The sequence below is a fragment of the Tianweitania sediminis genome, from assembly GCF_017813335.1.
In the GTDB taxonomy this organism is placed as follows: domain Bacteria; phylum Pseudomonadota; class Alphaproteobacteria; order Rhizobiales; family Rhizobiaceae; genus Tianweitania; species Tianweitania sediminis.
The window spans coordinates 33,882-45,128 of the sequence record NZ_JAGIYY010000005.1 but is presented as its reverse complement, the minus strand read 5'-3'; the positions used below and the strand labels follow the sequence as shown (position 1 = coordinate 45,128).

General features: G+C 62.2%; 7 protein-coding genes. 5 read left to right on the top strand and 2 right to left on the bottom strand.

The window, feature by feature from the left end; genetic code table 11:
• The first annotated feature begins 3 nt into the window (after positions 1 to 3).
• The 5 genes from J5Y06_RS14995 to J5Y06_RS14975 are packed head-to-tail and all read left to right on the top strand — an operon-like array spanning position 4 to position 4,599.
• A complete protein-coding gene (locus J5Y06_RS14995) occupies positions 4 to 681 on the top strand; it encodes a DUF1028 domain-containing protein (protein WP_209336007.1) in 678 nt (225 codons plus the stop codon).
• 39 nt (positions 682 to 720) lie between these two features.
• Positions 721 to 1,662 carry an ABC transporter permease gene (locus J5Y06_RS14990; protein WP_209336006.1) on the top strand — a complete coding sequence of 314 codons (942 nt, stop codon included), beginning with the start codon at positions 721 to 723 and terminating at the stop codon, positions 1,660 to 1,662.
• On the top strand, positions 1,659 to 2,525 hold the full coding sequence (locus tag J5Y06_RS14985; protein ID WP_209336005.1) for an ABC transporter permease: 867 nt from the start codon (positions 1,659 to 1,661) through the stop codon (positions 2,523 to 2,525). Before J5Y06_RS14990 ends, J5Y06_RS14985 begins: the two co-directional genes overlap by 4 nt.
• A gap of 14 nt (positions 2,526 to 2,539) precedes the next feature.
• Entirely contained in the window at positions 2,540 to 3,553 is a 1,014-nt protein-coding gene (locus J5Y06_RS14980) for an ABC transporter ATP-binding protein (protein ID WP_209336004.1), read from the top strand.
• Positions 3,550 to 4,599 carry an ABC transporter ATP-binding protein gene (locus tag J5Y06_RS14975; RefSeq protein WP_209336003.1) on the top strand — a complete coding sequence of 350 codons (1,050 nt, stop codon included), beginning with the start codon at positions 3,550 to 3,552 and terminating at the stop codon, positions 4,597 to 4,599. The genes J5Y06_RS14980 and J5Y06_RS14975 overlap by 4 nt, the downstream gene beginning before the upstream one ends.
• Positions 4,600 to 5,032: 433 nt before the next feature.
• Here the strand turns inward: J5Y06_RS14975 and J5Y06_RS14970 are convergent, their stop codons facing one another.
• The gene (locus tag J5Y06_RS14970) at positions 5,033 to 8,323 is read right to left on the bottom strand and encodes a DUF499 domain-containing protein (RefSeq protein ID WP_209336002.1); all 3,291 of its coding nucleotides are present in this window, start codon (positions 8,321 to 8,323) and stop codon (positions 5,033 to 5,035) included.
• Between the two features lie 12 nt (positions 8,324 to 8,335).
• Positions 8,336 to 11,242 carry a DUF1156 domain-containing protein gene (locus J5Y06_RS14965; RefSeq protein ID WP_245247908.1) on the bottom strand — a complete coding sequence of 969 codons (2,907 nt, stop codon included), beginning with the start codon at positions 11,240 to 11,242 and terminating at the stop codon, positions 8,336 to 8,338.
• Positions 11,243 to 11,247 lie beyond the last annotated feature (5 nt).

The following is an 11,247-nucleotide window of genomic DNA, read 5'->3' as shown; positions in this document are numbered from 1 at the left end:
GGAATGACCTTCTCCCTGATTGCCCGTGACGAGGCCACCGGCATGTTCGGCATCGGTATCACCACCTCCTCCATCGCGGTCGGTAATCGGTGTCCCTGGGCGCGTGCCAAAGTCGGCGCGGTCACGACGCAGCACCGCAGCGACATCAGGCTCGGGCCGAAGGGCCTCGACCTGCTCGGACGCGGTCTCAGCGCCAAAGAAACAGTCGATCGGCTGATCGACGAGAGCGAGTTTCCGGACCAGCGCCAGGTCGCGGCGATCGACCGCAACGGCAACACCGCCTTCTTCTGCGGACCGAAGATCCCGTCGCTCAATTCCGGGTATCAGGGCAGGAACTGCGTCTCGACGGGCAATGTCATCGCCAACACCGATGTTCCGCGCGCCATGGTGGAATGCTATGAAGCATCGCTCGGGCTGGAGTTCGTGGAGCGCCTGCTGGCCGCCATCGACGCCGGTCTCGCCGCCGGCGGAGAAACGCAGCCGCTGATGTCGGCGGCGCTGCTCGTGGTGGACGAACAGGACTGGCCGCTTGTCGACCTGCGCGTTGATCATGAACTCCACCCCGAAAGGAAGCTGCGGGCGCTGTGGGAAACATACAAGCCGCAAACCGAGCACTTCATCACGCAGGTTCTTCGCCCGAACGAGGTGAAGCCGCAGGCGCGCGTGCCGCAGCCGAGCTGAGGTGGCCTCTTTTCGCCAAAACCCGGGGAGACTCAAACCATGCTGAGATACGCCGTGCAGCGCCTGTTGCTGGCTATTCCCGTTACGCTGGGCGTCCTTCTGATCGGGTTCATCCTGCTCAACCTCGTGCCCTCCGACCCCGCGACCGTGCGCGCGGGGCCGAGCGCGAGCGCTGAGGTCATCGCGCAGATCAGAACGGAAATGGGTCTCGACAGGCCCTTGTGGGATCAGTTCCTTCGCTATGTCGGCAACGTCCTGATCGGTGATCTCGGCACCTCCCTTGTGAACAACATGCCGGTGGCGGAAGAGTTGTCCCGCGCCTTCGGCGCCACGCTCGAACTCGTCGTCCTCTGTCTCCTGTGGGCGTTGCCGACCGCCATCCTGCTCGGGATGTTCGCCGCCTCCCGCCGCGGCACGCTGTGGGACCGGCTGATCATGGGCGGGTCGGTCGCCGGCGTCTCCCTGCCGGTCTTCCTCATCGGCATGACCCTGCTGTGGGTGTTCGGCTACAAGCTTCAGGTGCTGCCCTTCACCGGACGCGGCGGCCCGCTGTGGACGGTCAACGGACTGCGCCACGCGATCCTGCCATCGATCTGCCTCGGACTGATCTTTATCGGCCCGGTGGCGCGCATGACGCGCACGTCGATGCTCGAAACGCTCAAGGCGGATCACGTTCGCACCGCCCGCGCCAAGGGACTGAGCGAACGCGTCGTCATCTTCCGCCACGGCCTGCGCAACGCGCTTATTCCGGTGACGACGCTGGTCGGCCTGCAGATCGGCTACCTGCTCGGCGGCGCCATCGTCACCGAGACGATCTTCTCCTGGCCGGGCGTCGGCCGTCTCGCCGTAGGAGCAATCGTCGCCAACGACATCCCCGTGGCCCAGGGCGCGATAATTGCGCTGTCGCTGGGGTTCATCGCCATGAACCTGATGGTCGATCTCCTCTACGCGGCTCTGGATCCGAGAGTACAAGCGAAATGACCGCACACTCCTCAGCCCCGGCGGATGTGAAGCCCGGCCGCTACCTGCTCGCGGCGCTTGGACGCGATCCGGTGTCCTGCATCTCCCTGGCTATGTTGACGACGCTGTTCCTGTGCGCGGCGCTCGCACCCTGGCTGGCCCCCTACAATCCGCTGTCGATCAACATGAGCAGGGTCCTGCAGGGCCCGTCCCTCGATCATTTCTTCGGTACCGACGGCCAGGGGCGCGACATCTTCAGCCGCAGCATGTTCGGATTGCGCCTGACGATCATGCTCGGTTTCACCGCGATCTTCGTTGGCGGCACCATCGGCACGCTGTTCGGGTTGCTCGCCGCCTTCTATCCAAAGACCGACACGCTGCTGATGCGGCTGATGGACATCATCCTGTCCTTCCCCGCCATCCTGTTCGGCCTGGCTGTCGCGGCCATCATCGGGTCGGGAACCACCGCGGTCATCATCGCGCTTTCCGTTTCAACGACGCCGCTGGTTGCCCGCATCGCGCGTGGCGCGGCGCTGATGGTCCTAGCGCAAGATTATGTTAGCAGCGGCCGGGCGATCGGCCTTCACGACTGGACGCTGCTGCGACGCTACGTGCTGCCCAACTGCGTCTCGACCATCGTCGTGTTCCTGACCCTGCGGCTAGGACAGGCCATCCTGCTTGGCGCTTCGCTGAGCTTCCTGGGTCTCGGAACGCAGCCGCCTACACCTGAACTCGGCACGATGGCAGCGCAGGGGATCGGCTTCTTCTTCTTCGCTCCCCACGTCACCCTCATCCCAAGCGTGACGATCTTTCTGCTGGTCCTGTCGATGAACATCCTCGGCGATTCCCTGCGTGACATCCTCGACCCGCGACTGCGAAGCTGAGAGGTCTGAACTCGATGAACGACGACAAGACGATCGTTGCCCAGGGCGCGCGGCCAGTGCTCGACATCCGTGATTTCAGCGTCGAACTCCGCTCCGGCAAGACGATCTCGCCGATCGTGGACAAGGTGAACTTCGAGGTTCACGAAGGCCGCACACTCGGCATCGTCGGCGAGTCCGGCTGCGGGAAGAGCATGCTGTCGCTCGGCATCATGAAGCTGGTGCCCTCCCCCCCGGCCTGCATCGCCGGCGGGAAGGTGCTCCTCGACGGCACCGACCTGGTTCCATGCTCGGAACGGGAGATGCAGGAGGTTCGCGGCAACCGCATCTCGATGATCTTTCAGGAGCCGATGACCAGTCTAAACCCGGTCTACACGGTAGGCTTCCAGATCATCGAGGCGCTTCGGGCTCATTCATCGCTGACGTCGGCGCAGGCGAGAAGCCGCGCCATCGACCTGTTGCGGGAAGTCGGCATCTCCAATCCGGAGAAGCGGGTGGAGGAATACCCCCATCGCCTATCGGGCGGCATGCGCCAGCGGGTGATGATCGCCATCGCGCTCGCCTGCAATCCGCGCGTGCTGATCGCCGACGAACCGACCACCGCGCTCGACGTCACCATCCAGGCGCAGATCCTCGACCTGATGCGGTCGCTCAAATCGGATTCCGGCACAGCGATCATCCTGATTTCGCACGATCTCGGCGTCATCGCGGAAATGGCGGACGATGTCGTGGTGATGTATGCGGGGCGCATCATCGAACAGGCCCCCGTCCACAGCCTGTTCGCCGCACCGAGTCACCCCTACACGCAGGGCCTGCTCGGCTCGATGCCGACGGTCGACGGCGACCAGGAGCGCCTGCAGCCCATTCCCGGAACGGTGCCGCCACCGCATGACCGTCCGCACGGCTGCGCCTTCCACCCCAGATGTAAGCTCAGCGATGAGACATGTCGAACGCAACGACCGCCGCTCGAAGAGAAGATCAGCGGACACAAGGTCGCTTGCTGGCACACAGGCCTGGGAGCACGACCATGATCGAGCGACACGAGACGCCGGTCCTCGAGGTCGAGGATCTGACCAAGCATTTTGCGGTGGGCAGTCGCGGACTGTTTGGCCGCGGCAAGCAGACCGTCAAGGCGCTCGACGGCGTCAGCTTCACCGTCAGCAAAGGCAAGACGATCGCCATCGTCGGCGAGAGCGGCTGCGGCAAGTCGACACTCGGCCGCACCCTCCTGCGTCTGGAACAGCCCACCAGCGGCCAAGTTAGGCTCGACGGCATCGACGTCACCGCCGCGAGCGCCTCCGTCTTGCGTGCCATGCGCCGCAAGATGCAGATCGTCTTCCAGGACCCGTTCTCCTCGCTGCATCCCAAGATGACGGCCGCGCAACTCGTCGCCGAGCCGATGCTTCTACACAAGGTGGCGACGAAGAAGGAGGTCCGGCACCGGGTTGCCGCCCTGTTCGACCTGGTCGGGCTCGCGCCGTACCAGATGGACCGCTACCCGCACCAGTTCAGCGGCGGTCAGCGCCAGCGCATCGCGATCGCCAGGGCGCTCGCCGTCGAACCCAGCCTCATCGTCTGCGACGAACCCGTCTCCGCGCTCGATGTCTCAATCCAGGCGCAGATCATCAATCTGCTGACCGATCTGCAGGCGAAGCTCGGTGTCAGCTACGTGTTCATTTCTCACGACCTCGGTGTCGTTCGCTACATCAGCGACGAGATCGCGGTGATGTATCTGGGCCGTGTCGTCGAGCAGGGCACGAAGCGCGAGCTGTTTTCCTACCCCCGCCATCCCTACACGCAGGCATTGCTGTCGGCGGTGCCGCGGCCGGACCCCTCCTACCGTTCGCAGCGTATCGTGCTGAAAGGAGATCTGCCGAATCCGCTCTCGCCGCCGCCCGGCTGCAGGTTCTCCAGCCGCTGCGGCTATGCGCGCGACATCTGCCACCAACAAGAACCGCAGCTCGACGCGGCGTCGCCCAGCCATCGTGTCGCCTGCCACTTCTGGAAACAGCTGGGCAGTCTTTCCGGCCGCGATACCGGCGTACCCGCGACGCTTCCCGCAAACCGCAGTGAATAGCCCCGAGTTCGTGGACGCCCTCGGGTTACATTTCCTGCTGTCGGCGAGCGCCGACGAGCAGAACAGGACAAGGAAGCAAGCGCCGTTCTGCGGAACATCAAGGTCTCCTTTGCTCGCGTGAACGTAAACCGCCGCGTCTCAAGGATGTCTTCCCTGAGTGGTGGATCCTTTTTTTCCAGCAGCTTTCGGACCGCGTCCAGCTTCATGCGGCAGCCTCTCCTGCTTCCGCCATCTTGATCAGGAACAAGGCTACGTCGTGCTGCGTGCGCGAGGCCATCCGGACCTGCGGCTCCGGCATGCATAGAAGCAGCAACGGCGGAATCTCGACGGTACGGCTTTCAACCCTCGGCACAACCCTTTCGATGTGACCTAAACACCGTGGCTCTTACGCGGTGCGGCAAGGTAGAGCCTAATGCTTGCAGCTCCTCGACAGTTATCGAATATCTTTCTCGATGAACCCCAGAGTATTGGCGTTCTCGACCAAGGTCCGCACCTTTGCCTTATCCAACCCAGACGGCACTTCCGCATCGATTTCAAGCTTAAGGGCAACTTCACTGCCCGGAATGGTAGTCAGCTGTTCGACAATGGCCTCAACGATCTGGTGGATTTCCCGAGCTGGCCGCTCGGATGAAATCATCACCGCGCCGCGAAACCGGGTTGGCCTCTTCTCGGTCGGCGGCTCACCAGGTAAGCCTTCGCCGGGCACCGGCGGTCCACCTTCTTCGGGTGCGCCGCCGACTAGCGACGAGGGGCCGGGTTCGGCCGGCGCCGGCCGATGCGCCTCGGCGACCTCCGGCTTGATGATCACGCTATCGCCGTCCACCAAGACTGCAGCGTTGACCGCGCGCTCGATCGCAAGGCCCAGGTACGCGACGGCTTCTTCGTCCCACCGCTCCGCGTAGGCGAAGGGTCCGGGCAGCATACCGCCGACCGCGGCCTGCACCGTCTTCACCAACACAGCCTGGTTCTTCAGGCGCGGCAGATATGTGTACCGGTTGAGGTACTCCCACAGGTCCTTCAGGGAGAGATGCGGCTTGCCGTTCCAGATGTATTTCTGAAGATCGCGGTCGAGGCGCGTAGGCCCAAGTTCTGGAAGGAGACCTTCCTCGCCTACCAATTTCTTGCTGGCGCGCGCCAGCAGTCCATCCTGTGCTGGCACCTTGCCCGAGATCCACTCGACCTCGGCTTGGGCGCTCTCCTGCACCGGATAGTGAAGGTAGCACCAGGCTTCCTTGAGGCGAGTTTTTACCGTCTCGTTGGCTTCGGCGAGCTTCGCCTTGGCGAGCGCGTCGTCACTTTGGGTGAGGTTCAGCCGGTCCTTTTCCTTGACGATTTCGCTCCAGGCCAGGGCCGAGCGAACGGCGTCTTTGAGGTTGTCGAGCTGGCGAGCCTCTGCCGCGATGAAGACCAGCATGTTGCGATAGACGCGCGGCGTGCTGCCCCGCTGAAGCAGGATCTCCTTGGCCTCCACCAGAGCCTCTGAGCCTTCGCGCCCGTTGTGCGGGTGGGCAACGCCGAGGACGACTGCCCGAACCCCGCCTGCCTCGTCCGGAACCTCAGCCGATGATGCGGGCGCCACCTGCACGGCGTCGAAATGACCTCGGTCGGCGATGCCGTTGATGTACTTCGTAAGCTCGCGGTCCATTTCCATCAGGACGAGCTGGTTATCCAGCTGACCTGCCTTGTCCGCCGCGATACGGTTGAGGCTGGCCGACATGGAATACCAGTAGCGGCCGAGGTCGGCGTGCATGAACTTGGCTTGGTTGGTCAGGCGTCTCAGCGCGTCGCCGAAGATCGCTGGCCGTTCGCCCGGCTGCACGACCCCCAAGTTGATCTGCTTATCGTCCAGGCCGGTGTTCTGCTGCGCGTGGGTCGGCGCCGTCCCAATGAAGATGGCGCGGGCAACCCGGCGCGTGGCCGAATAGCGATTGAGGTTGGGCGCCGACTGGTCGACCTTGTAAGGCGTCGCAGCCTGGCCATCGACGTCCGCGGCGATGATCGACTGCCAGCTGACATCGAGATAGTGCAGCAGCTCCGGCTCCACCCGCGCAGAACTCACCGCCACGCTGCCCGGCATGATCATCACAGAGGGATCACCATTCATCCAAAGCTCGTGGATGACCTGTGCCATGAGCCGCAGCACGCCGCGCGTGCGCTGGAATTTTTCGAGCGAACCCCAGCTTGTGTAGAGCTGATCGAAGAGTTCAGGGTGGATCGGATATGCCTTCTCGAGCTTCCGCCGATAGTCTTCGTCCGCCACGCCCTGGGGGAAGTCGTTCGCATTCTCGCGATAGAGTTTGACGAACTGCTTCAGCGTGTTGTCGCGGTGGTGGAATTTCTCGCCCGGTATCTCTTTGAACAACCGCCGGCGAACGATCTCGTAGCTTTCTTCCTGAGACGCCGGTCGCCACGAAGATTCTACGCGGCTGAAGGTCTGCTTCAGCCGCGCCAGGGCCTCCTGGCCGCCCTCTCCGCCGACCTCGATCTGGGAGGCGGGCAGCGATGCCACCAGCAGGGCTCCTGGGCAGGCCTTAACCGCCTCGGTCAGCGACTGCACAAAGGAGAGGTTTGCGTCGAACGACCCCGACGGCAGGCTCTCGACCTTGTAGATCTGCCGCAGGTAAGCGACCCATTCGTCGATCAGGATCAGGCAGGGCGAATACTTCTTGAAGATCGCCTCAAGTACGCCCGATCCCGGCGCAATACCCGTTGCGTCGTTCTCCGCGACGATGTCGAAACCTTCATCGCCGCCAAGCTGCCAAGCCAGTTCGCCCCAGGTGGTGCGGATTTTGCGCCCGCTCTCCGTATTGAGAAGGTCCTGAGGTCCCCGTGACGTGCCCACCAGTACCGCCCGATTGATCTTTGCTGGCACGTAAAGGCAGTGCTTCTGGAGCAACTGGTCAAGCCCCGGCAGATCCTCCGCCCGGGTCTCGCCAGCCATATGGTAGAGCGCCAGCATCGAGTGGGTCTTGCCGCCGCCGAAGTTCGTCTGCAGTTCAACCACAGGATCGCCGCCAGCGCCGGAAAGCCTCTTGGCGGCCCCAATGAGCAGCGCGCTTAGGCCATCCGTCAGGTACGTGCGCGAGAAGAACTCGCGCGGGTCACGATATTCAGAAGGGGCGCTGCCATTGTGGACCTTGGCCAGGTCGGCCGCAAACTCGGCCTGTTGGAATTCGCCGGTGGCGACGTCCTGGTGCGGCTCGACGACCTCACGCCAGGGCAGCAACCCCGCCACTGTCTCGACAGAGATATCGTGCCGCTGGGTCTTACGGCGCTCCTCATTCCGCTGTAGTTCGGTAAACTTGGTGCGCAGAATAGTGTCCCGCATCTTTCCGAGATGGTCGGAAACCTCGCCGGCGCTGATGGACTCCATCAAGCGGCGCATCGTATCAAGCGCCCGCTCCGCATCATCGTAGGTGAAAGTCTCGTTGTGCGAGAGCTTGTTGCGCACGTCGAGCAGTTCCGAGACATAGGATCGCTCGGGATGACCGAGAACGGAGGCGAACGCATCCTTCCAGAAGGCCATCATGGTTTTCAGCAGACCTTGCTGATCCCAGCCTACCGCTCCGCTCGAGTTCGGTTTGAGTCCTTGGACCCGTTGCACCACCTCGACCTGCCAGTGCCCGGTCAGCGAGGTTTCCAGGCGCTTTTCCACGAAGGGTATTAGCGCTTCGGGCAGCAGTTCCATGCCCTCAAAGACGTATTGGCGTGTACTCTTGGCCACCAGTATTCCTCCTCAGAGATCCAATCGCGTTTGACGATCGCCGCCGGTATCATGGACTGCAGCCGCCAGGCGGGTGAGCTCCGTCCAGTCGGCGATAAGCGCGTTGTAGGCCGTGGCCTCCTTTGCGTCCTTCCGCTTGTTCGCGCTGATGTCGTAGAGGCAGTAGGCGAGGTCCTTCACAGCCTCGGCCTTAGCGTCGATCTTCTTCAGCAAGATGGCGGTCTCGTGCGAGACGCCGTCCTGCTCATACTTGCGGATGAGATGCTGGAGGCACTCCCACACGGTCAGATGGCCGTCACCTACCGGCTCCCAACTGTCGTCCAGTTCATCGCGCGCCAGGATGCGGACCTTGCCCGCAGCGCTCTCGATAATCCCGGCATGTTTTACACTTTCGACCGAGATGCCCCGCGCGCGAGCGAGATTGTCGGCCGCGCCGTATTCGCCTTTGGCCATGCCATGCTGCTCGAACCACGTGATCGCGAAGCGAGTGTCGGCATCGAACTCGCCCTGGATACCACCGAGATATTCGTCCAGCTCGCGGTTGATGAGCTGAAGCGCGGCCTTCACGCTCATCGGGCTGTCATCGGATTCGAGGACGGCCTTGTATCGCGAGAAGACGCCCATGCCGGGACCGATAGCTGACTGCGGCATGTCGGCCGGGGCGATGTTGGCGGTCTGGAGTTCGGCGATAGCCGGCGGCAGTTCGCGCTTCAGGGCGCGGGTGAATTCTGCTCGGGTGATGACCTCGGCCATCGCTTCTTTCTTGCGGCAGACAAGCACAACCGAATTGGCCAGAGCATTCGTGCCGGAGGCAATCATACGGTTGGCCATTTCGGTGCGCAGCGGCCAGGTACCAACCACGGCGTAACCTGCCTCGACCACAGCTTGCAGGAATGCGGCCCAACCAGTCGAGCTTATACCTTCTTGCTCGATCTCGCTCTGTTTGAAGGCGTAGTAGATCGTGGCGGGAAACTCATCCGAGGACTGCTGGGCCATGTTAGAAATGGCCCGGCGCATACCATCGAGAAAGAAGGCTTCCGCCGCATCCTTGCTCCCATGGCGATACGGAGTCGCTACAAGCTCATCGGACTTTGGAGTTGCGAGGACGCCGAACAGATCTGGATAGGTGCTTTTTAATGACCGCCGCATCCACGCATAGAAATAGTCAGACAGATCTGCGTAGCCTATGTTGTCATAATATGGGGGATCAGTTGAGACTACTGCCCCGTCTGCATATGAAGCAGTTTGAGCATCCTGCTGTAACAATCGCCCTGGCGCTGCCAGTTGTAGCTGGTCAAGCGTCTTGACTCCCCACTCGATGCAGTTTCCCCAGTTCCCAGTTGATTTCGAAAAGGGATTTGCCTCAGTGAAATCCCACGTCATAGGCAGCGCCTGTCGACCGAACGCGTTTCGGATGATCTCCCGGCCGTGGTGCCATGATGTAATTGTTGAGTGATAGTCCGTCATCTTTGAAATGCCGAAAGCAAAGTAGACGCTGAGGGCTTCCGCATACGCAAGCGCCCCTGCTCCGCCGCTGGAGAGTGTGTCGCCGTCTGTCGCCATCCCCAATGAAATAGCATCGATTCTGATCTGCCCTCTCACTTCCGCGATCAGATCACATAGCGTATTCAGAGCGACTAGCTGTCGGTTAGTAAATAGATCACCAAATGTGGTAAGCCCATAATTTGGAGTTTTGAAGTCACGCGGGTTGTCTGGAAGTTCTGTCTCCGGCGCCCAGCCCGGTACTGCCGATATTGCAACATCCTTATGCTGCTGAGACGGCGGGATGTACGCGCGGCCTCCCTTTCGCTCAGCAACAACCGCGATGAGCTCTTGGCCCATCTTTCCCAATTTACCTGCTCTTCGAACATAATCGTATGGTAAGGCCGCGCCCGACATCACGCAGCGAAATGCCTGCCGCTTACCAGCTGTGGTCCCCAGCGCCGCCGCCTCAAGCTCTGATTTGGTGCCGCCCGTCCGGACTCTGTATGTGATTGTTTTGGAAGCACGATCAGCCACTGGTTCAATCCAGATCTCCTTGCCCTTCTTTGAGCTAAGGAGGAAGCTCGAAATGAGCGGCACCTGAACATCGGCAAAGGCCGGATCAGGACTCGGCACCGTCCGCGCCCAGATCCAGGCGATCACGGTCGCTTCACCGCCGCCGTACTCCTTTGGCAGATCGACCTTAGGATAGAGATGCCCAATGCGCTCCCACGCCCTTTCTCGCATCCACTCGCCATAGTATTTCACATCTTCGGCCAACCCTTCGGCATTTCGGTAGAGCGACCGATCCTTGATGCCGGGGTGGATTGGCGGCATGTCCTTGAACTTTGGCGGGATCTCGATCATCGCCTTGCCGATCATCACTGCCACCGGGTTCAGGTCGGAACCAAAAGCAGGCAGGCCGAGCCGCTGCGCCTCCAGCGGGATCGACCCGCCGCCCGAGAAAGGGTCATGAACCGGCGGCAACACGCCGCCGCAGCTGCGCCGGATTTCAGCGCGCGCGCGCTCCAACACCTCTTCGTTGGTCGAGCTCTCCCACTTGACCAGCTCCTCGATGATCTCGAACAGGCGCTTGCGCTCGATGTCGGCCGCGCAATCCTCGAGTGTTGGCTCGGGCGTATCGGGAACATTCCCATGCGCGTCTCCCTTGCGCTCCTGCCACGCCTTACGGCGGAAAGCTAGGTCCGCCTCTGCCCGCTCGTGGATCTTCGGATCGTCTAGTAGCTTGCCGGCATACCCCGACGGGTCATCGACCAGCTGCGCGAACAACACCGCCCGACACGCCGCCAGCGGCCGCCGCGCCCACCAAAGGTGCAGCGTGGACGGATGCCCATGCCGGATCGACTTCTCTCGCGCCGAGGCGGCGTTAATCGCCTCAAGCGGAACCGCGACTTCGATAAGCTTCTTCTTGTACATCTGGG